Raw genomic sequence first — 23,213 nt, forward strand, 5'->3', positions numbered from 1 at the left:
TGCTGCGCAGAAATTTTTGCGCAGCGGCTTTTTTTGTGCTACAATAAACCCATCAATTCCAAGGAGAACTGTTATGAACTACTACGCCGCCCCGATGGAGGGGCTGACAGACCGCATCTGGCGGCAGGCCCACCAGCGCTGGTTCGGCGCACCGGAGGCCCCGGTGCGGTACTATGCGCCGTTTCTCTCGCCGCCGGAGAACCGGGTGCTCATCAAAAAGAAGATGGCTGAGCTGGAACCGGCGGCCAACCCGGGGGTGCAGGTCATCCCGCAGCTGCTGGCAAAGGACGGCGAACTTGCGGCCTGGATGATCGGGGAACTGCGCCGGATGGGCTATACCGAGGTCAACCTGAACTTCGGGTGTCCCTCCGGCACCGTGACAGCCAAGGGCAAGGGTTCCGGAATGCTCCGGGACCCGCAGAAGCTGGATGCCTTTCTGGACGCTGTTTTTTCGCAGGCAGGCGGGCCGGTGTCGGTCAAGACCCGGCTGGGCGTGGCCCGGGCGGAGGAGTTCGGGGAGATCCTGAACGTTTACAACAAATACCCCCTCTGCGAGCTGACCATCCATCCCCGGGTGATGAAACAGCTCTACCGTGGCCAGACCGACCGGGAAGCCTTTGCTGCCTATCTGCCTGCCTGCACTGCTCCGGTCTGCTACAACGGCGATGTGACCACCGTGGATGACCTGCGGGAACTGGAAGCGGCATTCCCGGAACTGTCTGGTATCATGGTGGGCAGGGGCCTCATTGCAGACCCGGCTCTTCTGCGCAAGGCTGTGGGCGGCCCTGCTGCTTCCCGGGAAGAACTGCGCGGCTACCATGATGAACTCTATCACGGCTACACCGAAGCCTTTGGGATGGCCAGCTGTGCCGTGAGCCGGATGAAGGCCCACTGGTTCTACCTCATCCACCTTTTCGATGGGGCCGACGCACTGGAAAAGCCCCTGCGCAAGGCCCGGGAAGGCTGGGAGTATGAGACGGTGGTGAACCAGATCTTTGCCTGCTGGCCAAAATAAAAGCCCGCCGCCTCCTGCGAGGCAGCGGACTTGTGTAAGCGCGGCTCAGACGTTCAGGTAGCTGCGGAGCATGGCCTGCAGCAGATCGTCACGGTCAACTTTGCGGATGAGGGAGCGGGCTCCCTTGTATGTGGTGATATAGGTGGGATCTTCGGACAGGATATAGCCCACCAGCTGATTGACCGGATTGTAGCCCTTTTCCTTTAATGCATCGTACACCTGCTGTACGATCTCGTGAATCTCGTAGTCCTTTTTGTCGTGGATCGAAAAAATAGCAGTCGCGTCGCCCACGCAATGCACCCCCTTCGGTATCCCTCTCGCATTCCGTTCCGAGAGGTCATTGGAACTTATAGCCCATTGTACACGAAATGAACGCTGACTTCAAGATTCCAAGCTGGAATTTGCACACTTTGCCTAAAAATTTTTGAAAATTTGAGTAAAAAGAACGGAGCGAATTTTCCCGTTCAGGAGGTTTTTCATGGTCTACGGAATCGGCTGCGACCTATGCAGCATTGCGCGGATGGAAAAGAGCCTGCTGGGCCCCCATGGCGCGGTCTTTGCACGCCGGGTGTTCGGCCCGGCTGAGCAGGCGGCACTGGGCCTGCCTCTGGCAGAAGAAGAGGACACGGCCCGCCGCACCGCCCATACTGTGGCCAGCGCGGCGGCGGACTTTGCGGCCAAGGAGGCTTTCCTCAAGGCGGCGGGCACCGGTCTGCGGGAGCCCTTCTCCCTCTGCGAGATCGAAGCCGTCCGCCTGCCCGGCGGGGCACCGGCCTATCGCTTTTCCGGCCGGAGCGCCCAGTGGGTGGAAGCACGCCGCCTGCGGGCACATCTCTCCCTGAGCCATGAAGACGGCATGGCCATGGCGTACTGCATCCTGGAAACGGAAACCTGAACTTCCCGTCTGCATACAATGGAATAAGCCCGCGCGTGCATAGCGGCCCTGCAGTCGGCTCATACTAAAGGCAGAGCGACTGAGGATGCGCAAAACGCACCACATAGCGGGCGCATCCTCCAAGATCAGGGAGGGAAGATTCCATGGAGGTACACAGAGGAGAAGTTTTTTACGCCGATCTTTCGCCGGTGGTGGGCTCGGAACAGGGCGGCATCCGGCCGGTGCTCATCGTCCAGAACGAGATCGGCAACCGGCACAGCCCCACCGTGATTGCAGCGGCCATTACATCCCGGCTGGACAAAGCCCGCCTGCCCACCCATATCAACATCCGGGCGGCAGATACCGGCCTTGCCAAGGACAGTGTGGTGCTGCTGGAACAGATCCGCACGCTGGATAAGCACCGCCTGCGCGAGCGGGCCGGGCAGATCACGCCTGAGGATCAGCGTCGGGTGAATCAGGCGCTGGATGTCAGCCTTGGGCTGGACAGCTACTGACAAAAAAATGAGACTGCCAAGGCCTGGCAGTCTCATTTTTTTGATGATTCCGGTTATTTTACGCTGTCCTGCGCGTCGTGGAGCAGGGCATATTCGCGAATCTTTTCCAGCGTCTGCTCGCTCAGGATATGCTCTGCCTTGCAGGCATCCTCGGCGGCGACCTCCTCGTCCACGCCCAGCTGCACAAAGAAGTGGGTCAGCAGGCGGTGGCGGCTGTAGATGCGCTCTGCGATCTCGCGGCCCGGTTCCAGCAGGGTCAGGTTGCCCTCACCGTCCACCGCGATATAGCCGTTCTCCCGCAGCTTCTTCATGGCAATGCTCACGCTTGCCTTGGTATAGCCCAGCTCATTGACCACGTCGATGGAACGGACACGGCCCATTCTCTGGTTGAGCATCAGGATCGTTTCAAGATAATCTTCTGCGGATTGGTGGATCTGCATGGTATCGGCCTCCTGCCTTCTTGATTCCCGGCCCGGGGCTGAAAACGCACGTCGGTTCGGTTTGTTATAGAATACCACATTCTCCCGGGGGATGCAAGCAATCCCTGAAAGTTTACTAAAACAAACCGACTGAAACATGAAAAATTTGTGGGTTTATGCGCAGGAACCACCGGGCAGCAGGCAGGGGGAAAGGGAAGAGGGAGGTAAAAGGAAGGTTTTTTGTGTGAAACTCACAGTCTCCAACGTGTTTTTGAACAACAGCTGTGCAAGCCGCAGAAAATGGCTCCAAGACAGAAATTAGGTGTGTCGAAATCTGTTTTTTGTGATAAAATAAGAACAGATATGCGCTTTCAGCATCTGATTTCATCGTCAAGACAACAGGAACATTGAAGGAGTTGTAAGTATGTCCAACGAGATCAATCCGATGGCATTTTTCCAGGAACCCAGCGTGGCAGACCTGCGTCTGCTGGCCTGCCCCGGTGCAGAGGAGCTGACCAAGCTGATCGACCAGCATCTGGTGGAATGGGCAAAGTCCGCAGGCGTGGAGAAGGATAGCTTTATCATCCCCTGCGAGTGCCCCCGCTTCCAGAGCGGTGACGCAAAGGGCCTGGTCAGGGAGTCTGTGCGCGGCGACGATATCTTTATCGTTATCGATCCGGGCAATTACAGCGTTACCTACAACCTGTTCGGTTACGAGAACCACCTCTCCCCGGATGACCACTTTGCCAACCTCAAGCGCCTGATCCAGGCAGTGGCCGGCAAGGCACACCGTGTGTCCGTTATCATGCCCAGCCTGTACGGCGGCCGCCAGCATCGCCGCGTGGTTCGCGAGAGCCTGGACTGCGCTGTGGCCCTGCAGGAGCTGCAGACCATGGGCGTGCGTAACATCATCACCTTTGATGCCCACGATCCCCGCGTTCAGAACGCTGTGCCGCTGCTCAGCTTCGACAATGCAATGCCCACCTATCAGGTACTCAAGAGCCTGCTGAAGAAGAACCCCGAGATCAGCTTTGATAAGGAGAAGTTCATCGTGGTCAGCCCCGACGAGGGTGCCATGAACCGCAACATGTACTTCTCCAGCGTGCTGGGCTGCAACCTGGGCATGTTCTACAAGCGCCGCGATTACACCCGCGTGGTGAACGGCCGCAACCCCATTGTGGCACACGAGTATCTGGGCGATTCCGTTGAGGGCAAGACTGTCTTTATCGCCGACGATATCATCGCTTCCGGCGAGAGCATGCTGGAGGTTGCCGGCAACCTGAAGGAGCGCGGTGCTGCCCGCATCATTGCCAATGCGACCTTCCCGCTGTTCACCAGCGGCCTGAAGAAGTTCGATCAGGCAGTTGCCGATGGTAAGCTGGACTACGTTGTGGGCACCAACCTGACCTACCGCCAGCCCGAGCTGCTGACCCGCGACTGGTATGTTGACGTGGATGTCTCCAAGTATGCTGCCTACTTCGTGGTGGCACTGAACCACGATATGTCTGTTTCCAGCATCATCGATCCCATCAAGAAGATCGAGGCTCTGCTGGCAAAGCGCAGCTGATCAGAAAAAATGCAATGCAAAAGGAGCTGTACTCCCGCGGGGGTACAGCTCCTTTTTGTATGTACAGCATTTGGCAGAAGCCTGGGCTGCTGTTCCTCAGCGGTTCCGGTAGGCCTCCGGGCCTTCCAGATACAGATCTCCGCCGTGGGCATCCAGGATGACAGTCAGGGGCATATCCTGCACGGTCAGGCGGCGGACGGCTTCACAGCCGAGGTCGGGCCAGGCGATGACCTTCAGCGTCTGGACGCTTTTGGCCATCAGGGCACCGGCACCGCCCAGAGCAGCCAGATAGACCGCGCCGTTGCGGACAACGGCCTCCTTGACAGCGGCATCCCGCTTGCCCTTGCCGATCATAATTTTGTTGCCCAGATCCAGCAGGCGGGGGCTCATGGCATCCATCCGGCCGCTGGTGGTGGGGCCGGCAGAGCCGATGACCTCACCCGGGCGCTCCGGGGTGGGGCCGACGTAGTAGATAGCGCTGCCCTCAAGATCGAAGGGGAGCGGTTCGCCCCGGTCCAGTGCTTCGATCATCCGCTTGTGGGCCTGATCCCGGGCGGTATACACCACGCCGGAGAGCAGCACGGTATCGCCTGCCCTGAGGGGGGCCAGATCCTGGGCGGTGCAGGGGGTGGTTAAGGTATATTGCATAGGTTTCTCCTTTGTACAACCTCTCAGTCGGGCTTGCGCCCGCCAGCTCCCCTGGTAGGGGAGCCTCTGGCGTATCCGGCAAGCTTTACCCGACTGCCAAGGCCTCTCCTACTAGGAGAGGTGGCAATGCGAAGCATTGACGGAGAGGTTTGACCCTTATAAAGTCGCGCTGGCCCGCCGGGTGACATGGCAGGAAACGTTCACGGCCACGGGCAGGCCCGCCACATGGGTGGGCATCTGCTCAATGGCAAGGCCCAGACAGGTGGTCTGGCCGCCAAAGCCCTGCGGGCCGATGCCCAGCTCATTGATGGCGGTCAGCAGCTCACGCTCCAGACCGGCATAATAGGGATCGGGGTTGGGAACATCCAGCGGGCGGAGCAGCGCCTTTTTGGCCAGATAAGCCACCTTGTCAAAGCTGCCGCCCACGCCGATGCCCAGCACGATGGGCGGGCAGGGGTTGGAACCGGCCAGCTGGACGGTCTCCAGCACGAACTTCCGGAAGCCCTCCACGCCGTCGGCGGGCTTGAGCATCTGGATGCGGCTCATGTTCTCGCTGCCAAAGCCCTTGGGGGCCACGGTGATGGTACAGCCGTCGCCGTCTACCAGATGAACGGTGATGGCGGCGGGGGTGTTGTCGCCGGTGTTGCCCCGGCGCAGCGGGTCGGCCACGATACTCTTGCGCAGGTAGCCGTCGGTGTAGCCGCGGCGCACGCCCTCGTGGATGGCGGCTTCAAAGCTGCCGTCGATGTGGACGTCGGTGCCCAGCTCCACAAACACGCAGGCCATGCCGGTGTCCTGGCAGATGGGCAGGTCTTTTTCTCTGGCGGCGCTCAGGTTGGACCACAGCAGGTCCAGGGTATTCTTTGCCAGCGGCCAGGGCTCTTCCTGCCGGGCCTTGTCCAGTGCCGCCTGCACATCCTGCGGCAGGCGGGTGTTGGCCTCGATGCAGAGCCGGGCTACGGCATCGGTGATGGCTTGTGCGGAGATGTTCCTCATCTCGTGTTCCTCCCTTTACAGGCGGGCAGTGCCGGTCTCGCGGGCAGCCTTTGCCACGGCAGCAGCCACGGCCTCGGCCACACGGGGGTCGAACGCGCCGGGGATGATGTTCTCCTCGCTGCGGTCGGCATCGGTGATCAGGTCAGCGATGGCATAGGCTGCGGCCAGCTTCATCTGGTCGTTGATGTCGCGGGCGCGAACGCTCAAAGCGCCCTTGAACAGGCCGGGGAAGCAGAGCACATTGTTGACCTGGTTGGGGAAGTCGCTGCGGCCGGTGGCCATCACGCGCACGCCGCCTGCCTTGGCATCGTCCGGCATGATCTCGGGGGTGGGGTTGGCCATGGCAAAGACGATGGCATCCTTGTTCATGGTCTTGCACAGCTCGGTGGTCAGGATGCCGGGGCGGGACACGCCGATGAATACGTCGGCTCCCTCGATGGCTTCCTTCAGGCCGCCCTTGATCTGGCGGGGGTTGGTCACCTCGCCCAGCCAGTTCTTGTGGGCCTCGGCGCTGTTGCAGCCCTTGTACAGGGTGCCGAACTGGTCCACGGCCACGATATCCTTTGCACCGGCGGTCATCAGCATCTTGATGATGGCAGTACCGGCAGCGCCGGGACCGTTCAGGACGATGTGCACGTCCTCCATCTTTTTGCCCACCACGCGCAGGGCGTTGATGAGGGCAGCGGTCACCACGATGGCGGTGCCGTGCTGGTCATCGTGGAACACGGGGATATCCAGCTCCCGCTCCAGCGTCTCTTCGATCTCAAAGCACTCGGGGCTCTTGATATCCTCCAGATTGATACCGCCAAAGGTGGGGGCAATGGCCTTGCAGGCTGCGATCACGCTGGCGGCATCGTGGGCATCGATACAGATGGGGAAGGCATCCACGCCGCCGAACTCCTTGAACAGCACGGCTTTGCCCTCCATCACAGGCAGACCGGCCTCGGGGCCGATGTCACCCAGGCCCAGCACGGCGGTGCCGTTGGAGACAACGGCCACCATGTTGCCCTTGAAGGTGTACTTATAAACATCGTCGGGGTTTTCCTTGATCTTGCGGCAGGGCTCGGCAACGCCGGGGGTGTAGGCGGTAGACAGGTCATCACGGGTCCTGACCTCCACCTTGCTGGTAATGCCCACCTTGCCGTGGTGGGTCTCGTGCATTTCAAGGGCGGCTTTGTTGTAATCCATGGGGTGTTCCTCCGTTTGTATCGGGCGCTTCCCGCGGAAGGGAGCGGCCGGGGTTTCTCGTATCTCTTTTATTTTAACAGAACCAGGCGGGCATTTCCACCGGAAAAGCCGCTTTTTCGGCCGGTGCCCCGCAAAAGTCGGACAAACCCGGCGCTCTATTTGTGGAATTTCTGCAAAATTCTTTTCTTTTTCACTTTTGCCCTTTATAATAAGGTCTGTACTATGCGACCCGAATCTGAACCCGGCGGGATGCCGATGTTCCAACAGGAGGAACTTTATTTTGAAAAAGATCATCACAAAGGCAGTCTGCCTGCTCTGCGCCGGTGCGCTGGTGCTGGGCGCAGCAGGCTGCTCCAAGTCCGCTGATTCTTCTTCTGTCGCTTCCAGCACAGCCGCCGCTGTTTACGGCAGCGCGGAAGATTACGATTACGAGAACTTCTCCTACAGCAGCGGTCTGGACGAGAATGGCTACTGGGAGGGTGTGAAAGCGCTTGACTATGTCACCCTGCCCGAGAACTTTGCAAGCCTTACCTTCAAGCGTTCTGAGATCGAGCCCACCGAGGAGGAGATCCAGAGCGAGATCGACAGCCTGCTCAGCGACCACGCCACCGAGAAGCAGGTAACGGACCGTGCCGCAGCGGACGGTGATACCGTCAACATCGACTATGCCGGTTCCGTGGATGGCGTTGCGTTCAGCGGCGGCACTTACAGCGGCTACAGCCTGACCCTGGGCAGCGGTACTTTCATCGATGGCTTTGAGGATCAGATCGTAGGCCACACCCCCGGCGAGACCTTTGATGTCACCGTGACCTTCCCGGAGGGATACAGCGATTCTACCGATTCCGAGGGCAACACCGTTGTCCTGAGCGGCAAAAAGGCTGTGTTCTCCGTTACCCTGAACTACATCAGCGAGAAGGTCCTGCCCGAGCTGACCGACGCGTGGGTGGCCGAGAACTACGGCGAGAGCGATGATGTTCACACCGTGGAGGAGCTGAAGGCGCTCTACCAGAAGATGCTCTACAACACCAACCTGCAGAACGCCATCATGGACGACCTGCTGGCAAACTCCACCTTCAAGGAGCTGCCCAAGGAGGTCACCGATTATCAGGTGAACCAGTGCCTGAACTACTACTACACCATGGCCAACTACTACGGCTACGATCTGGACAGCTTTGTGCAGACCGCCGCTGGCTATGAGAACGCCGATGACCTGCTGGAGGGGATGAGCGACAGCATCACCACCTACTCCAAGGAGGCTCTGCTCTATCAGGCAGTGGCCGAGACACTGGACATCGTGCCCACCCAGGAGCAGATCGATACCTATTCCTCCTACACCGGCACCTATGGTGAGAACTACTGCACCATGGTCGCCCTGATGGATGCCGTCACCGATGCGCTGACGGAAAGCGCAGTGGTGAGCTGAGTGCCCTGCCCCCATCTCAAGAGAACTTGTGCCGCTTCGGGTCTGCCGGGGCGGCATTTTTGTCTTGTTTGCAAACAATTTGTGAATTGTTGCCGTACCATCGAAAACCCTATTGACAAAGTGGGGTGTTTGGAGTATAGTTTTAGCAGTCGAATAGATAGAGTGCTAAAAATGAAATGGCAATCGATCTGAAAGACTGCTGAAATAACACTTCCGGTACGAATGGAGGTCGATTCTATGAATACCAATCAATATACGCAGAAAACACTGGAAGCTCTGCAGGCTGCCCAGCAGCTGGCTGTGGAGTACCAGCACAACGCTTTGGAGCCGGAGCATCTGCTGCACGCCCTGGCTTCGCAGGAGCAGGGCCTGATCCCGCAGCTTCTGCAGAAGCTGAACGTGGATCCGGGCAGCTTTGCCGCTGCCGTGGCCGAAAAGCTGTCGGCCCTGCCCCGGGTGTCCGGCTCCGGCCGTGACCCGGACAAGGTCTATATCTCGCAGGCAACGGATAAAGTCCTGAGCGCCGCCGCCCGGGAAGCTAAGGCCATGAAGGACGAATACGTCAGTGTGGAGCATGTGTTCCTGGGCCTGCTGGATGAGCCGACCCAGAACACCACGGAGCTGTTCCGCGCCTTCAACATCAAGAAGGATGCGTTCCTGCAGCAGCTGACTGCCGTGCGCGGCAACCAGCGCGTGACCAACGACAACCCCGAGGATACCTACAACGCCCTGCAGAAATATGGCCAGGATCTGGTCGATCTGGCCCGGAAGCAGAAGCTGGACCCCGTGATCGGCCGTGATCAGGAGATCCGCAATGTCATCCGTATCCTGTCCCGTAAGACCAAGAACAACCCCTGCCTGATCGGTGAGCCCGGCGTTGGCAAGACCGCCATCGCCGAGGGCCTGGCCCAGCGGATCGTGCGCGGCGATGTGCCCGAGAACCTGAAGAACCGCACCGTGTTCAGCCTGGACATGGGTGCGCTGGTGGCCGGTGCAAAGTACCGCGGCGAGTTTGAGGAGCGCCTGAAGAGCGTCCTGAATGAGGTCAAGAAGAGCGAGGGCAAGATCATCCTCTTCATTGATGAGCTGCACACCATCGTGGGTGCGGGCAAGACCGACGGTGCCATGGATGCGGGCAACCTGCTCAAGCCCATGCTGGCCCGGGGCGAGCTGCACTGCATCGGCGCGACCACGCTGGACGAATACCGCCAGTATATCGAAAAAGACCCCGCTCTGGAGCGCCGGTTCCAGCCGGTGCAGGTGGATGAGCCCACGGTGGAGGACACCATCTCCATCCTGCGTGGCCTGAAGGAGCGCTATGAGGTGTTCCACGGCGTGAAGATCAGCGATAATGCGCTGATCGCCGCCGCAACCCTCTCTGACCGCTATATCACCGACCGTTTCCTGCCGGATAAGGCCATCGACCTGGTGGATGAAGCCTGCGCCATGATCAAGACTGAGATGGACAGTATGCCCAGCGAGATGGATGATCTGGCCCACCGCATCACCCAGCTGCAGATCGAGCAGGTCAGCCTGAAAAAGGAGACCGATGCCCTGAGCCAGAGCCGCCTGCATGAGCTGGAAAAGGAACTGGCTGAGCTGCAGGATAAGTTCCGCAGCATGAAGGCAAAGTGGGAAAACGAGAAGAACGCCATTGGCAAGGTACAGACCCTGCGTGAGCAGATCGAGCAGACCAATGCCGCCATTGAGAAAGCCCAGCGTGAGTATGACCTGAACAAGGCTGCTGAGCTGAAATACGGTAAGCTGCCCGAGCTGCAGAAACAGCTGGAAGCGGAGGAAAAGCTGGCCAACGAGAAGAAGGAGGACAGCCTCCTGCGTGACCGTGTGACCGACGAGGAAATCGCCCGCATCGTGGCCCGCTGGACCGGCATCCCGGTGGAGAAGCTGGTGGAGGGCGAGCGCGAGAAGCTGCTGCATCTGGACGATGTGCTCCACAAGAGAGTCATCGGTCAGGACGAGGCCGTGACCAAGGTGAGCGAGGCCATCCTGCGCAGCCGCGCCGGAATCGCCAACCCCAACCGCCCCATCGGCAGCTTCCTCTTCCTCGGTCCCACCGGTGTGGGCAAGACCGAGCTGGCCAAGGCGCTGGCACAGGCTCTGTTTGACGATGAGCGCAACATGGTGCGTATCGATATGACGGAGTATATGGAGAAGTTCAGCGTCAGCCGCCTGATCGGCGCGCCTCCGGGATACGTGGGTTATGAGGAGGGCGGCCAGCTGACCGAGGCTGTCCGCCGCAAACCCTACAGCGTGGTGCTGTTCGATGAGGTGGAAAAGGCCCACCCCGATGTGTTCAACATCCTGCTGCAGGTGCTGGACGATGGCCGCATCACCGACAGCCAGGGCCGTACCGTGGACTTCAAGAACACGGTCATCATCCTGACCTCGAATCTGGGCAGTGACATCATCCTGAACGATCTGGAGCAGCGCCGGGCACAGGGTTCCAACGAACTCAGCGACGAGGCAAAGCATCAGATCGACCTGCTGCTGAGGAGCAAGTTCCGCCCCGAGTTCCTGAACCGTCTGGACGAGATCGTCTACTACAAGAGCCTGACCAAGGACGAGATGCGCAAGATCGTGGATCTGCAGCTGGCAGACCTGCGCAGCCGCATGGACGAGGGCAAGCATCTGAATCTGGACGTGACCACCGCCGCCAAGGACTACATCATCGATTCTGCCTACGACAGCGTCTATGGTGCCCGCCCCATCAAACGGTTCATCCAGAGCCGGGTGGAGACTTTGATCGCCAAGGCGATCATTCAGGGCCGCTATGCCGAGGGCAGCACCCTGACCGTGGATTACGACGGAAATGCCCTTGTGCTGAAATGATTTTCCACAGTTTTACCAGTTTTGTACCTCTGTGCCGGCTGTAATGCTTGCATGGGGGTGCGGAATATGATATTATAACAAGTAACATTGATGTGCTTTTCATCGCGGAACAGCCACGGTGGAAAGCACATTTTTGTATCCCTAGGAAAGAATTCCTTCCGTCATCGCTGCGCGATGCCACCTCCCTCGGTGAGGGAGGCTGACCGTGCGGCAAGGCTCCCTCTTTGAGGGAGCTGGCTGCGAAGCAGACTGAGGGAGTCCGTTCTTTAATAAAAAACAGAAAGTTGAGTGTGATTTTCCTTTATTATGGACGATGGCAGTATGACGCTCTGGGCAGCGCTGGTGATCCTGGTGGGTTTCTCCGCCTTTTTCTCCGCATCCGAGACCGCATTTTCCTCCCTGAATCAGATCCGCCTGAAAAGCCGCGCCGAGGACGGTGATTCCTCTGCCGCCCGGGTGCTGGCCATGGCGGAGCAGTATGACAAGCTGCTTTCCACCATCCTCATCGGCAACAATATCGTGAACATCGCCGCTGCTTCCATCGGCACCATCCTGTTTACCCAGATGCTGGGTGCCGAGCGGGGCGCTACGGTGTCTACCATTGTGCTGACGATCATTGTGCTGATCTTTGGCGAAGTGACTCCCAAGAGCCTGGCCAAGGAGATGCCGGAAAAGGTGGCCACGGCAGTCTCGCCCTTCCTTGTGCTCCTGATGGCCCTGATGACCCCGCTGACCTGGCTGTTCACCCAGTGGAAAAAGCTGCTGGGCCACTTTGTCCACAGCGGCGAGGCCGATACCATCACAGAGGGTGAGCTGATGACCATGGTCAGCGAGGCTGAAAATGACGGCGAACTGACTGACCGGGAAAGCGAGCTCATCCGCAGCGCCATCGAGTTCGATGACGTGGAGGTGGAGGAGATCCTGACCCCCCGTGTGGATGTGGTGGCTGTGGAGGATGATATCCCGCTGGAGGAGCTGGCCCAGACCTTTGCGGAGTCCGGTTACTCCCGTCTGCCTGTCTACCACGGTACCATTGATAACATCATTGGTGTGGTACATGAAAAGGATTTCTATATCGCCCGCCTGAAAAAGGCGACCAAGATCGATGATCTGGTGGTGCCCACCCTGTATACCACGGGCTCCACGCAGATCTCCCAGCTGCTGCGCACCCTCCGGGAGCAGCACCACCACCTGGCCGTTGTTGTGGACGAATACGGCGGCACCGAGGGTATCATCACGCTGGAGGATATCCTGGAGGAGCTGGTGGGTGAGATCTGGGATGAGCACGACGAGGTCACCGAGGACTTCCGCAAGCAGTCGGACGGCAGCTGGCTGGTGTCCGGCTCTGCCAGCGTCGATGATCTGTATGAGGAACTCGACCTGCCGGAGGAAGAGGATATCGATTCCAATACCGTCAACGGTCTGGTGCAGGAAAAGACCTGCCATCTGCCCAAGGTAGGCGACCGCTTTACCCTGGGCGAGTACGATGGTGTTGTTACCCGCACCGCCAAGCGCCGCGTGACGGAAGTGCGCCTGACTCCCGCCGCCCCGGCTGAGGATGCCGAGAAGGACGACGAAAAGGAGAAGCGCTTCTCCCGCCTTGCACAGCGCGGGGAGAGCCGCTGACAGGAAGCATAAGATAGAAACAGTGAAACGCCGCCGGGTGGAGCTTTTGGCTCTGCCCGGCGGCGTTTTCTTGATTCAAGTCCTTGCCCGCGGCCCTGCACTGTGCTAAACTGAATAAAATACAGAACGCAGGAGGACAAGGAACTTGAAACGGATGTTGAAGTTTGTGCGCCGGTGTGCGGCGCTGATGCTGGCGGTGGTGCTGCTCTGCATGGCAGTGCCTGCCGCCTTTGCAGCGGAAGGGGATACCCTGCCCGCCGGTGCCACCACCATGGGCGGTGCCAACACTACTCTGATCCCGGACGAGGAGGAAAACTGCCTGAGCTGGCTCTTCGGCTCTGGCGATACCATCACCATGCCCTACCTGAACGTCAAGGGGCAGGGCCTGCGCCGGAACGTGACCCTGGATCTTGAGGACTGTCTGGTGGGCATCACCTACACCGAGCTGGGCTCCATCGGCAGCTATGTCAGTGACGCGGCGGCACAGCAGGCGTGGAAAGCGCAGGCGGTGGCCATCCACTCCTATCTGGAATACCACAAGAAATACGGCTCTTCGGCCAACGCGCTGGTGTACACCCCCGTGGATCAGATCCCTTCCTCTGCCCGCAGCGCCATCCGCAGGGCAGTCTCTGAGGTCAAGGACGAGGTGCTGACCTGCAACGGCAGCGTCATCGATGCAGTGTGGTCGGCCAGCGCGGGGTACAACACCCAGACCGGCGTGTACGGCACCTGCTCCGGTCTGGATGCCTGGGGCACCGATGTGCCCTATCTGCAGAGCGTGGAAAGCCCCTACGAGGAGCAGTATCACAACCTGATGCGCCGGATCATCGGCAAGGATTACCGCTACATCGAATATAACGACAGCAAGACCGGCCAGCCCTACGAGAGCGCCGACACCACTCATAAGGATCTGGGCGGCTTTGTCCAGTACAATACCTTTGTCTCGAACGGAAAGAGCTACCGTTACATCGGCCAGTTCGTTTCCTCCCGTTATTGCTTTGATTTCAGCGCGGACGAGAACGGAACCCCCTGCATGAACTACTATGGCTTCGGCCACGGTGTGGGCATGAGCCAGTGCGGCATGGTGGGCTATGCGCAGGAGCAGGGCATGGGCTACCGGGACATCCTGCGCCACTACTATACCGGCGTGTCCTTTGGCACGGTGGGCAGCGGCAGCTCGAACGGCGGCCTGTTCGGCTGGCTGTGGAGCCTGCTGGGGCTGTAATAAATTTTGCACCGGAAAGCGCAGGAAATGCGGAAAAGCGCTTCTCAAACGGGACGAAATCTGGTATACTATTATAGTTTGTAAAAATGCGTCTGGGCGGCGGAATGGCCCAGTGAAGTGGAGAAGTCGGAATGCAGTTGGAGAAAGCAAAGGAAACAAAGCAGGACATGGAGCGCTGCCGCCTGCTGGCACAGCGCATTGCGGAGGAGCTGGCCCCGGCAACAGCTGCGGTGCTGAACGCCGAGACCCCGGCACTGGAAAAGGCCCTGCACCGGGCGGGCGTGGATGCCAACCCCTTTACAGTGGCTGCCCGGCAGGCAGACCTGCTGGTGGTGGAGGACCCCGCCTGGGTGGAGATGCCCGCGCAGCTGCCCGGACAGGTGCTGCTGGTGTTTACCGGTAGCAACGTGGCTGAGGGCTGGGCCGAGGAACTGGCCCGCCGGGGCTACTACCGGGATTTCCGCTGGCGCAGCCGGGGCCGTGCCCAGCAGTCGGCTCTGTACTGCACGGTCCAGCCTGCCACCGCCGAGATGATCGCGGGCTATGAGAAGGAGTTGGATCTCCTGCGCGACCGGATGGTGCGTGCCGAGCGCACCTGCAACGAGGAAGCCGCCCTCATTGAGCGGCTCCGCAGCGATCTTTCCCTGAGCCGCAGCCATGCCAAGAACCTGGAAAAGACCCTGAACGAGGTGACCAGCTCTACCTTCTGGAAGCTGACCTGGCCCATGCGGTATGTTGTCAGCAAGAGCCGCCAGATCTGGCACACCTTCCCGCTTTTCGTCCTGCTGGGTGAGCTGCGCCGGGACGGCATTTCGGGAGTGCGGGAGCACGCCCGCGCCAGGCGGGAGTATGCCGCCCTCTTCCCGGGAAACCTCCTGCGGGCCGACCGCTTTGCCCCGGTGGAGCTGCTGGTCAGGCAGGCGAACGATCAGCCTGCCGGTCTCAAGATCAGCATCGTGGTGCCTCTGTACAACACCCCGCTGGATTTCCTGGACGAGATGCTGGATTCCGTGGTGAACCAGACCTACAAGAACTGGGAGCTCTGCTGCGTGGATGCCGGTAAGGACGAGGCCGTAGGCCAGCATGTGCAGGCCCGTGCGAAGGCCGATGCACGCATCCGGTATCAGAAGCTGGAAAAGAATGAGCTGATCCCCGGCAACACCAACAAGGGCTTTGAGATGGCCACCGGTGAGTATATCGCCCTGCTGGACCACGATGACCTGCTGCATCCCTGCGCCCTGTGGTACGCGGCCAGGGCCATTGCCGAGCAGAAGGCCGACTTTGTCTACACCGACGAGGCGACCTTTGAGGGGAAGCCGGAGCATGTGGTGCTCTACCACTTCAAGCCCGACTTCATGCTGGACAACCTCCGCTCCAACAACTACATCTGCCACCTGACCGTGTTCAGCCGCGCCCTGATGGAGCGGGCCGGCGGCGGCGAGCGGATGGAGTACAACGGCAGCCAGGATTACGAGCTGTTCCTTCGCCTGACGGAGCAGGCTGAGAAGATCGTTCACATTCCCCATGCTCTGTATTACTGGCGCTCCAGTCCCGGCAGCACGGCGGCAGATATCTCCGCCAAGACCTACTGCATCGACGCAGGCATTGCGGCCCTCAAGGCCCACTATGCCCGCTGCGGGATCGCTGTGGACGATGTTGCCCTCATCCCCGGCACCCCGGGCTATTACAAGACCGATTACACCATCGAGCACCCGGGCCGGGTGAGCATCCTCATCCCCACCTGCGACCACATCCGGGATCTGGAGCTCTGCGTGGATTCCATCTATGCCCGCACCACCTACCCGGATTTTGAACTCATCCTCATCGAGAACAACAGCAAGCAGCCCGAGACTTTCCGCGCCTACGAGCGGATGCAGAAGGAACACCCGGACAACCTCAAGGTCGTGACCTGGGAGGGCAAGGGCTTCAATTACAGCGCCCTGAACAACTTTGGTGAGCAGTATGCCACCGGCGAATACCTGCTGCTGCTCAATAACGATACCGAGGTCATCACCCCCAACTGGCTGGAGGAAATGGTCATGTACGCCCAGCAGAAGCGGGTGGGCTGTGTGGGTGCAAAGCTGCTTTACCCCGATGACACCATTCAGCACGCCGGCATCGGCTTTGGCATCGGCGGTGTGGCGGGCCACCTGCACAAGTATTTCCCGGCAGCATCCGATGGCTACATGGGGCGGCTGAACTATGTGCAGGATGTTTACGGCGATACCGCCGCCTGCCTGCTCATCCGCAGGGAGATCTATGATGAGATGAACGGCCTGGACGAGAGCTATGCCGTGGCCTTCAACGATGTGGATTTCTGTGTCCGTGTGCGGGAGGCAGGCTACACCAACGTGTTTACCCCCTTTGCCCAGCTCTACCACTACGAGAGCAAGAGCCGCGGCACCGAGGACAACCCCGAAAAGCAGAAGCGCTTCCAGGGCGAGGTGCTCCGCTTCCAGGCCCGCTGGGGAGACCTGCTGGCCGCAGGTGATCCCTGCACCAACCCCAACTTTGATATCCAGCGTGAGGACTTCACGCTGAAGATCCTGCCTTTGGAGTGAATTGATGAAACTATCAGCCTGTATTGTTGTATATAACGGCTATGACGAGGCGCTGAAGGCGGCGCAGACGGTGCTGCACTGCACGCGCCGCTACCCGGTGACCCTGTATCTGGTGGACAATGCCAGCCCGGACGGCAGCGGCAAAAAGCTGGAGCAGGCCGTGGCGGACGGCCTGCTGGCAGCAGGCCCGGGCCAGCAGGTGGTGGTGCACTGCCGCACCGAGAACGGCGGCTTTGGCACCGGCCATAATATGATCCTGCCCGAGCTGGACAGTGATTTCCACTTTATCCTCAACCCGGATATCCAGCTGACCGCTGATACCCTGAGTGATCTGGCCGACTGGATGGCCGCCCACCCGGATGCCGTGATGGCCCGGCCCTCGCTGGTGTTCCCGGACGGCAAGCCCCAGCAGCTGCCCCTGCGCCGGTGCGCCCTGCGGCCCATGCTCTACCGCCAGCTGCCCCGGCTCAGCTTCTGGAAAGGCCAGAACGACCACTACCTGATGCTGGATGAGGACCTGACCAGGCCCATCGAGATCGAGTTCTGCACCGGCAGCTTTTCCGGTGTGCGTACCAGCACCTTCAAGGCGGTGGGCGGCTTTGACGAGAGCTACTTCATGTATGTGGAGGACGCGGATCTCACCCAGAAGATGCGCACTCAGGGCAAGGTGTATCTGGTGCCCCAGTATACCGCCATCCACGCCTGGCACCGCGCTGCCCACCGGGATCTCAAGCCCGCCCTCTGGCAGACGGGAAACCTGCTGAAGTATTTCCATAAGTGGGGCTTCAAGTGGTAAGAAACGCTCCACCATCGCGATGTGCTGCCGCCGTGGGCGGCTGAACGGTTCTGTTTGACGGCCTGTTCCGGAAAAAATTCTGGAACAGGCCGTTTTTTCTTGCTTTTTTTTCGATTTGAGAGTAGAATAAGGTGTAAAACTATCTGATGCCGCCCCGCGCGGCCGGAACTTTTACCCTGTAACTTTGTTGACAGCGGACGCAGCTCCGCTTTGAATATTACGAGGTGAGCGTTTCACCCCGTATAGCTGCACAACTTTTTCAATACAAATAAAGGAGTGCACAAATTATGAAAGGCATTATTCTGGCCGGCGGTGCCGGCACCCGGCTTTATCCGTTGACGATGGTCACCAGCAAGCAGCTGCTGCCTGTCTACGATAAGCCCATGATCTACTATCCTCTGTCCACCCTCATGCTGGCCGGCATTCAGGATATCCTGATCATCTCCACCCCCACTGATACGCCGCGCTTTGAGGCGCTGCTGGGCGATGGCAGCCAGTACGGCATCCATCTGCAATATAAGGTCCAGCCCTCTCCCGATGGTCTGGCACAGGCCTTTATTCTGGGCGAAGAGTTCATCGGCGACGACTGCTGCGCCATGATCCTGGGCGACAACATCTTCTACGGCAACGGCTTCTCCAAGATCCTCAAGACTGCCGCCGCCAATGCAGAGACCAAGGGCCGCTGCACGGTGTTCGGCTACTATGTGCAGGACCCCGAGCGTTTCGGCATCGTGGAATTTGACCAGAACGGCAAGGTGCTGAGCGTGGAAGAAAAGCCCGAGCACCCGAAGAGCAATTACGCCATCACCGGCCTGTACTTCTACAACAAGGAAGTGGTCCGGATGGCAAAGCAGGTCAAGCCCTCTGCCCGCGGTGAGCTGGAGATCACGACCCTGAACGATATGTACCTGAAGAAGGACGAGCTGGATGTCCAGCTGCTGGGCCGTGGTTTTGCATGGCTGGATACCGGCACGATGGAGAGCCTGGTGGATGCCGCCGACTTTGTCCGCATGGTCGAGAAGCGTCAGGGCATCAAGATCAGCGCCCCCGAAGAGATCGCCTTCAAGTACGGCTGGATCGACCGCGAGACCCTGCTGGAGAGCGCTTCCCGTTATGGTAAGAGCCCCTACGGCCAGCACCTCAAGAACGTGGCCGATGGAAAACTGAGATATTGATGCAGGAGGGGAATCACCCATGAAAATCATCGTCACCGGCTGCAAGGGCCAGCTTGGCACCGAGATCATCAAGCAGCTGCGGGAGGGCCGCAGCGAGATCGGCCCCATTCCCGAAAAGCTGATGAATGCCACCGTGATCCCGGTGGACCTGCCGGAGCTGGACATCTCCAACTATAAGATGGTGGATGACTTCATCCGCCGCCAGCGCCCGGATGTCATCATCAACTGCGCCGCCTACACCAACGTGGACGGCTGCGAGGTGAACCACGACGCAGCCTTCAAGGCAAACGCTCTGGGCCCCCGCAATCTGGCACAGGCCGCCGAAAAGACCGGTGCCCGCCTGGTGCATGTCTCCACGGACTATGTGTTCTCCGGCCGTGAGAACGGCGGCATTGCACAGGACGAGGCCACCATTCCCGGCCCCATCAGCGCCTACGGCTCCACCAAGCTCATGGGCGAAAAGTATGTGGAGCAGTTCTGCCACCGCCACTTCATCGTCCGCACGGCATGGCTGTACAGCTACTACGGCAAGAACTTCGTCAAGACCATCGTCAACGCTGGCCGGAAATTCGGCAAGCTGGAGGTGGTCAACGACCAGTGCGGCAACCCCACCAACGCGGTTGACCTGGCCCACGAGCTGCTGCAGCTCTGCGTGACCCATGAGTACGGCCTGTATCACTGCACCGGTGAGGGCATCTGCTCCTGGTACGATTTTGCTTCCGAGATCATCCGCCTGTCTGGTGTGGATGCCTCTGTGGCCCCCTGCACCAGCGAGGAGTACAAGGCCAAGCACCCCGAAAGCGCCGACCGCCCCAAGTGGAGCGCACTGGACAACCGGATGCTCCGCTGCACCGTGGGCAACGATGTGCGGGACTGGAAAGAGGCCCTGGCCTGCTTCTTCGCCCACTGGGACGGCGAGAATGGGATGAAATAAGGGGAAAGCTTCCCCCAAAAGATAAAACCTGAAAATTGAGGTAGAATAAACCTATGAAAAAATATCTGATCACCGGCTGCGCCGGTTTTATCGGCTCCAACTTTGTCCACTATATGCTCAAGAAGTACCCCGAGATCCTGCTGGTCAACCTGGATAAGCTGACCTACGCGGGCAATCTGGAGAACCTGAAGGATGTGGAGGGCGACCCCCGCCATGTGTTCGTACAGGGCGACATCTGCGACAAGGAGCTGGTGGAGAGCCTGTTTGCAAAGTACGATTTCGATTATGTCATCAACTTTGCTGCTGAGAGCCATGTGGACCGCTCCATCAAGAACCCCGAGATCTTTGTCCAGAGCAACGTCATGGGCACCGTGAACCTGCTGCAGCGTGCCAAGGAAGCCTGGTACGATGCCGATGCCAAGACCTGGAAGGAAGGCAAGAAGTACCTGCAGGTCTCCACCGATGAGGTCTACGGTGCTCTGGGTGCCGAGGGCTACTTCATGGAGACCACCCCGCTGTGCCCCCACAGCCCCTACTCCTCCTCCAAGGCCAGCGCTGATATGTTCGTTATGGCATTCCACGATACCTACGGTATGCCCATCAACATCACCCGCTGCTCCAACAACTACGGCCCCTATCAGTTCCCCGAGAAGCTGATCCCCCTGATGATCAACAACGTCAAGCACCACAAGCAGCTGCCTGTCTACGGTGACGGTATGCAGATCCGTGACTGGCTGTACGTTGAGGATCACTGCAAGGCCATCGATATGGTCTGCAACGGCGGCAAGATCGGCGAGGTCTACAATGTGGGCGGCCACAACGAGCGCCCCAACATCTTCATCGTCAAGACCATCATCGCGCAGCTGCACGACCGCCTGAAGGACGACGGCATCAGCGAGGATCTGATCAAGCACGTTGCCGACCGTCTGGGCCACGACCGCCGCTACGGCATCGATCCCACCAAGATCAAGAACGATCTGGGCTGGTACCCCGAGACCCCGTTCGAGAAGGGCATCGTCCTGACCATCGACTGGTATCTCGACCACGAGGAGTGGATGGAGCACATCACCAGCGGCAACTACCAGAAATACTACGAGGAAATGTACAAGAATAAGTAAGTTCTTGTTCGGTATATTGAAAAAGAGAGAACGTCCATCCGCAGACTGTTCGTAAAACAGTATTCAACAAATGACACGGCAACTGGATGTCAGGATTGATTACTGTTCACTCCGCTAGGTCTAAAAAGCAAAAAGTCCCATGCCCGCACCGCCAAAGTGCTGGGCATGGGACTTTTTGCGTCTGGGAACGGTACACCTCTATCGAGGTGTAACATACTAGACTTTGTACCAAAGTCGTGTGCCAAAGGAGATTGTGCTCCTTTGGAATTTCCGTCATCATAGAGGAAAGAAACAATCTATTAACATTCCCATGCAGCAACAATGCTTCTTTCTGGGTTTTGAGGATCAATAGTCACCTCTATAGGTGTTCCCTTGCTCACGAGAGGATTGAACCAAAACCAATGGGACTGTCCATAATAAGTGTCTTTTCCAATCTTATATTGGTACCGGATCACCCAAGGATAAATTACATCTTCATCAGCAAGGTGATAGGTACTCATGTGGAATTTTATGTGAACCCTTTTTACTGCATTAACTTTTCCGGAAACAATCTTTCCGTTTTTCAGCAGGTCTGCTTTGCGGATGTCTGTAATCCATGCTACCCCGATCATTGCGATAGCAATAAGCCACGCAGCTATGAGTGCCCCGATTCCAACTTGCTTATAGGCGATAGAAATCAGAAAAGCAACAAAAATCCCAACAGCACCAAGAATATGGAGCAAATCTTTAGAAAAGAACTTATGGATTTTTTTCATGGAGAGACACTTCCTTTCACGAGGTTTTGTTACACTTGGAATACGGATAAACCGGGAAGAAGATTGCGGTCATACCGGAAAGATTTCTCAGCCCAAGCTGATCCCCATGCGTTTTGCCACGGTGAGGAGCTCGCAGCCCTCGGGGATATTGCGGGTCTTACCGGCGATATCCTCCAGACGGTTGGAGATGACGTGGTTGTTCACGAGAGCCACCGTAACGCCGTACTGCTCGATCTCCACCAGCTTGGCGGCATAGCTGCCGAACTGGGTGGCCAGCACGCGGTCGTAGGCGCTGGGGCTGCCGCCGCGCTGCATGTGGCCCGGGATGCAGACCCGGGTCTCCATGCCGGTCTTTTTCTGGACGGCAGCGGCAATGCGGTTGGTGGCGGTGGTGTAACCGGCCTCGGCGCGCTTGGCGGCCCACTCCTTGCGCTTCAGCTTGGCCTCGTCCACGTTCATGGCACCCTCGGCCACGGCGATGATGGAGAAGTTGGAGCCGCGCTTTGCCCGGCGCTCCACGGCCTCGCAGACGCGGTCGATGTCGTAGGGCTGTTCGGGCAGCAGGATGATATCCGCGCCGCCTGCAATGCCGGAGTAGAGGGTCAGCCAGCCGGCCTTGTTGCCCATGATCTCGATGCACATCACGCGGCTGTGGCTGCCGGCGGTGGTGTGGATGCGGTCAATGACCTCGGTGGCAATGTCCACAGCGGTGTGGAAGCCAAAAGTCACATCGGTGCCGTAGATATCATTGTCGATGGTCTTGGGCAGGCCGATGATGTTCAGGCCCTCCTGCGAGAGCAGGTTGGCGGTTTTGTGGGTGCCGTTGCCGCCCAGGCAGAGCAGGCAGTCCAGCTTTGCGTCCTTGTAGGTCTTTTTCATGGCCGCGACCTTATCAATCTTGTCGTCCTCGACCACGCGCATCAGTTTGAAGGGGGTGCGCTTGGTACCCAGAATGGTGCCGCCCAGTGTCAGGATGCCGCGGAAGTCATCCTCGCACATCTCCCTGTACTCGCCGTTGATCAGGCCGTGGTAGCCGTTCAGGATGCCCACGATCTCCACATTATCACCCATCCGGGCATACAGTGCCTTTGCCACGCCGCGAATGGTTGCGTTCAGGCCCGGGCAGTCGCCGCCGGAGGTCAGGATGCCAACACGTTTTTTCATCTCACAAATCCCTCGTTTCCTCTTGATCTTTCCCGCCGCAGAGCAGGGGATATCTGGTACTATAAGAGTATTCCCAAAGGGGAAATGTGTCAAGAAAAAATTTTGTAAAAAGAAAAAAGAGACACACCGAAGTATGTCTCTTTTTCGATCGGAGCAGCGGGATTTGAACCCACGGCCTCCTCGTCCCGAACGAGGCGCGCTACCAACTGCGCTATGCCCCGAAAATACCGCAGCCGGAAGGCGACTGCGGTTTTCTGGTTGGGGATGAGAGAATCGAACTCCCACAAGTAGAGTCAGAGTCTACCGCACTACCACTATGCAAATCCCCATCATTCTGTTGTCGTCAGCTTTGAAGCTCGCCGCT

The 23,213-nt window shown here is 58.9% G+C and carries 20 protein-coding genes and 2 tRNA genes; 13 read left to right on the forward strand and 9 right to left on the reverse strand.

All coding sequences use genetic code 11. The features are described 5' to 3' along the window. The first annotated feature begins 73 nt into the window (after positions 1-73). Positions 74-1,015 (forward strand): tRNA-dihydrouridine synthase, encoded by a 942-nt coding sequence (locus J3351_RS11840; protein WP_207697815.1) that lies wholly within the window; start codon positions 74-76, stop codon positions 1,013-1,015. Positions 1,016-1,060: 45 nt separating this feature from the next. Here the strand turns inward: J3351_RS11840 and J3351_RS11845 are convergent, their stop codons facing one another. After that, positions 1,061-1,306 carry an IreB family regulatory phosphoprotein gene (locus J3351_RS11845; RefSeq protein WP_005936452.1) on the reverse strand — a complete coding sequence of 82 codons (246 nt, stop codon included), beginning with the start codon at positions 1,304-1,306 and terminating at the stop codon, positions 1,061-1,063. A 187-nt stretch (positions 1,307-1,493) separates the two neighbouring features. Between J3351_RS11845 and J3351_RS11850 the strand changes: the two genes are divergently transcribed. Together J3351_RS11850 and J3351_RS11855 are read left to right on the forward strand one after the other, a co-directional pair. Next, positions 1,494-1,910 (forward strand): holo-ACP synthase, encoded by a 417-nt coding sequence (locus J3351_RS11850; RefSeq protein WP_117477392.1) that lies wholly within the window; start codon positions 1,494-1,496, stop codon positions 1,908-1,910. 143 nt (positions 1,911-2,053) lie between these two features. Then, on the forward strand, positions 2,054-2,404 hold the full coding sequence (locus tag J3351_RS11855) for a type II toxin-antitoxin system PemK/MazF family toxin (RefSeq protein WP_005936458.1): 351 nt from the start codon (positions 2,054-2,056) through the stop codon (positions 2,402-2,404). Between the two features lie 53 nt (positions 2,405-2,457). On the opposite strand, the gene J3351_RS11860 is transcribed toward J3351_RS11855, so the two are convergent. After that, the gene (locus J3351_RS11860; protein ID WP_035395062.1) at positions 2,458-2,844 is read right to left on the reverse strand and encodes a metal-dependent transcriptional regulator; all 387 of its coding nucleotides are present in this window, start codon (positions 2,842-2,844) and stop codon (positions 2,458-2,460) included. A gap of 403 nt (positions 2,845-3,247) precedes the next feature. Here J3351_RS11860 and J3351_RS11865 point away from each other — a divergent pair, with 403 nt between their 5' ends. Continuing rightward, on the forward strand, positions 3,248-4,390 hold the full coding sequence (locus J3351_RS11865; protein ID WP_097772746.1) for a ribose-phosphate pyrophosphokinase: 1,143 nt from the start codon (positions 3,248-3,250) through the stop codon (positions 4,388-4,390). A 96-nt stretch (positions 4,391-4,486) separates the two neighbouring features. On the opposite strand, the gene J3351_RS11870 is transcribed toward J3351_RS11865, so the two are convergent. From J3351_RS11870 to J3351_RS11880, 3 genes are all read right to left on the reverse strand, one after another. Continuing rightward, positions 4,487-5,038 (reverse strand): Fe-S-containing hydro-lyase, encoded by a 552-nt coding sequence (locus tag J3351_RS11870; RefSeq protein ID WP_207697816.1) that lies wholly within the window; start codon positions 5,036-5,038, stop codon positions 4,487-4,489. A 156-nt stretch (positions 5,039-5,194) separates the two neighbouring features. Further along, positions 5,195-6,034 carry a fumarate hydratase gene (locus J3351_RS11875; RefSeq protein ID WP_207684804.1) on the reverse strand — a complete coding sequence of 280 codons (840 nt, stop codon included), beginning with the start codon at positions 6,032-6,034 and terminating at the stop codon, positions 5,195-5,197. A gap of 15 nt (positions 6,035-6,049) precedes the next feature. Continuing rightward, the gene (locus J3351_RS11880; protein ID WP_207697817.1) at positions 6,050-7,222 is read right to left on the reverse strand and encodes an NADP-dependent malic enzyme; all 1,173 of its coding nucleotides are present in this window, start codon (positions 7,220-7,222) and stop codon (positions 6,050-6,052) included. A 280-nt stretch (positions 7,223-7,502) separates the two neighbouring features. On the opposite strand from J3351_RS11880, the gene J3351_RS11885 reads away from it, so the two are divergent. The 9 genes from J3351_RS11885 to rfbB all read left to right on the forward strand — a co-directional run bounded on the left by J3351_RS11885 (position 7,503) and on the right by rfbB (position 20,930). After that, a complete protein-coding gene (locus J3351_RS11885) occupies positions 7,503-8,645 on the forward strand; it encodes a trigger factor (protein WP_242699402.1) in 1,143 nt (380 codons plus the stop codon). 237 nt (positions 8,646-8,882) lie between these two features. Further along, complete coding sequence (clpB, locus tag J3351_RS11890) at positions 8,883-11,495, forward strand: ATP-dependent chaperone ClpB (RefSeq protein ID WP_035395067.1); 2,613 nt, start codon at positions 8,883-8,885, stop codon at positions 11,493-11,495. Positions 11,496-11,801: 306 nt separating this feature from the next. Next, positions 11,802-13,121 carry an HlyC/CorC family transporter gene (locus J3351_RS11895; protein ID WP_207697818.1) on the forward strand — a complete coding sequence of 440 codons (1,320 nt, stop codon included), beginning with the start codon at positions 11,802-11,804 and terminating at the stop codon, positions 13,119-13,121. 154 nt (positions 13,122-13,275) lie between these two features. Further along, positions 13,276-14,346 carry a sporulation protein SpoIID gene (locus J3351_RS11900; protein ID WP_207697833.1) on the forward strand — a complete coding sequence of 357 codons (1,071 nt, stop codon included), beginning with the start codon at positions 13,276-13,278 and terminating at the stop codon, positions 14,344-14,346. Positions 14,347-14,477: 131 nt separating this feature from the next. Then, on the forward strand, positions 14,478-16,907 hold the full coding sequence (locus tag J3351_RS11905; RefSeq protein WP_207697819.1) for a glycosyltransferase family 2 protein: 2,430 nt from the start codon (positions 14,478-14,480) through the stop codon (positions 16,905-16,907). Positions 16,908-16,911: 4 nt separating this feature from the next. Further along, entirely contained in the window at positions 16,912-17,703 is a 792-nt protein-coding gene (locus J3351_RS11910; RefSeq protein ID WP_207697820.1) for a glycosyltransferase, read from the forward strand. A 287-nt stretch (positions 17,704-17,990) separates the two neighbouring features. Next, complete coding sequence (gene rfbA, locus J3351_RS11915; RefSeq protein WP_156182605.1) at positions 17,991-18,878, forward strand: glucose-1-phosphate thymidylyltransferase RfbA; 888 nt, start codon at positions 17,991-17,993, stop codon at positions 18,876-18,878. A gap of 19 nt (positions 18,879-18,897) precedes the next feature. Next, complete coding sequence (gene rfbD / locus J3351_RS11920) at positions 18,898-19,812, forward strand: dTDP-4-dehydrorhamnose reductase (protein WP_097771807.1); 915 nt, start codon at positions 18,898-18,900, stop codon at positions 19,810-19,812. 53 nt (positions 19,813-19,865) lie between these two features. Continuing rightward, the gene (gene rfbB / locus J3351_RS11925) at positions 19,866-20,930 is read left to right on the forward strand and encodes a dTDP-glucose 4,6-dehydratase (protein WP_005936500.1); all 1,065 of its coding nucleotides are present in this window, start codon (positions 19,866-19,868) and stop codon (positions 20,928-20,930) included. A 299-nt stretch (positions 20,931-21,229) separates the two neighbouring features. Here the strand turns inward: rfbB and J3351_RS11930 are convergent, their stop codons facing one another. The 4 genes from J3351_RS11930 to J3351_RS11945 all read right to left on the reverse strand — a co-directional run bounded on the left by J3351_RS11930 (position 21,230) and on the right by J3351_RS11945 (position 23,178). Continuing rightward, complete coding sequence (locus J3351_RS11930; protein WP_207697821.1) at positions 21,230-21,685, reverse strand: DUF3592 domain-containing protein; 456 nt, start codon at positions 21,683-21,685, stop codon at positions 21,230-21,232. A gap of 87 nt (positions 21,686-21,772) precedes the next feature. Next, positions 21,773-22,849, reverse strand: coding sequence for a 6-phosphofructokinase (locus J3351_RS11935; protein WP_154277649.1), 1,077 nt, complete (start codon positions 22,847-22,849; stop codon positions 21,773-21,775). Between the two features lie 148 nt (positions 22,850-22,997). Continuing rightward, positions 22,998-23,070: transfer RNA gene (locus tag J3351_RS11940), tRNA-Pro, on the reverse strand. Between the two features lie 34 nt (positions 23,071-23,104). Further along, positions 23,105-23,178 (reverse strand) — tRNA-Gln (locus tag J3351_RS11945). Positions 23,179-23,213 lie beyond the last annotated feature (35 nt).

The organism is Faecalibacterium sp. Marseille-Q0746, from assembly GCF_017377595.1.
GTDB lineage: Bacteria > Bacillota > Clostridia > Oscillospirales > Ruminococcaceae > Faecalibacterium > Faecalibacterium duncaniae.

Bases quoted from the DNA above. Each gene is read 5' to 3' on its own strand.
- J3351_RS11875 (WP_207684804.1), bottom strand. From the start codon at position 6,034: ATGAGGAACATCTCCGCACAAGCCATCACCGATGCCGTAGCCCGGCTC.
- J3351_RS11900 (WP_207697833.1), top strand. From the start codon at position 13,276: ATGTTGAAGTTTGTGCGCCGGTGTGCGGCGCTGATGCTGGCGGTGGTG.
- J3351_RS11865 (WP_097772746.1), top strand. From the start codon at position 3,248: ATGTCCAACGAGATCAATCCGATGGCATTTTTCCAGGAACCCAGCGTG.
- J3351_RS11860 (WP_035395062.1), bottom strand. From the start codon at position 2,844: ATGCAGATCCACCAATCCGCAGAAGATTATCTTGAAACGATCCTGATG.
- clpB (WP_035395067.1), top strand. From the start codon at position 8,883: ATGAATACCAATCAATATACGCAGAAAACACTGGAAGCTCTGCAGGCT.
- J3351_RS11910 (WP_207697820.1), top strand. From the start codon at position 16,912: ATGAAACTATCAGCCTGTATTGTTGTATATAACGGCTATGACGAGGCG.
- J3351_RS11935 (WP_154277649.1), bottom strand. From the start codon at position 22,849: ATGAAAAAACGTGTTGGCATCCTGACCTCCGGCGGCGACTGCCCGGGC.
- J3351_RS11855 (WP_005936458.1), top strand. From the start codon at position 2,054: ATGGAGGTACACAGAGGAGAAGTTTTTTACGCCGATCTTTCGCCGGTG.
- rfbB (WP_005936500.1), top strand. From the start codon at position 19,866: ATGAAAAAATATCTGATCACCGGCTGCGCCGGTTTTATCGGCTCCAAC.
- rfbA (WP_156182605.1), top strand. From the start codon at position 17,991: ATGAAAGGCATTATTCTGGCCGGCGGTGCCGGCACCCGGCTTTATCCG.
- J3351_RS11930 (WP_207697821.1), bottom strand. From the start codon at position 21,685: ATGAAAAAAATCCATAAGTTCTTTTCTAAAGATTTGCTCCATATTCTT.
- J3351_RS11870 (WP_207697816.1), bottom strand. From the start codon at position 5,038: ATGCAATATACCTTAACCACCCCCTGCACCGCCCAGGATCTGGCCCCC.
- J3351_RS11905 (WP_207697819.1), top strand. From the start codon at position 14,478: ATGCAGTTGGAGAAAGCAAAGGAAACAAAGCAGGACATGGAGCGCTGC.
- J3351_RS11840 (WP_207697815.1), top strand. From the start codon at position 74: ATGAACTACTACGCCGCCCCGATGGAGGGGCTGACAGACCGCATCTGG.
- J3351_RS11895 (WP_207697818.1), top strand. From the start codon at position 11,802: ATGGACGATGGCAGTATGACGCTCTGGGCAGCGCTGGTGATCCTGGTG.
- rfbD (WP_097771807.1), top strand. From the start codon at position 18,898: ATGAAAATCATCGTCACCGGCTGCAAGGGCCAGCTTGGCACCGAGATC.
- J3351_RS11880 (WP_207697817.1), bottom strand. From the start codon at position 7,222: ATGGATTACAACAAAGCCGCCCTTGAAATGCACGAGACCCACCACGGC.
- J3351_RS11850 (WP_117477392.1), top strand. From the start codon at position 1,494: ATGGTCTACGGAATCGGCTGCGACCTATGCAGCATTGCGCGGATGGAA.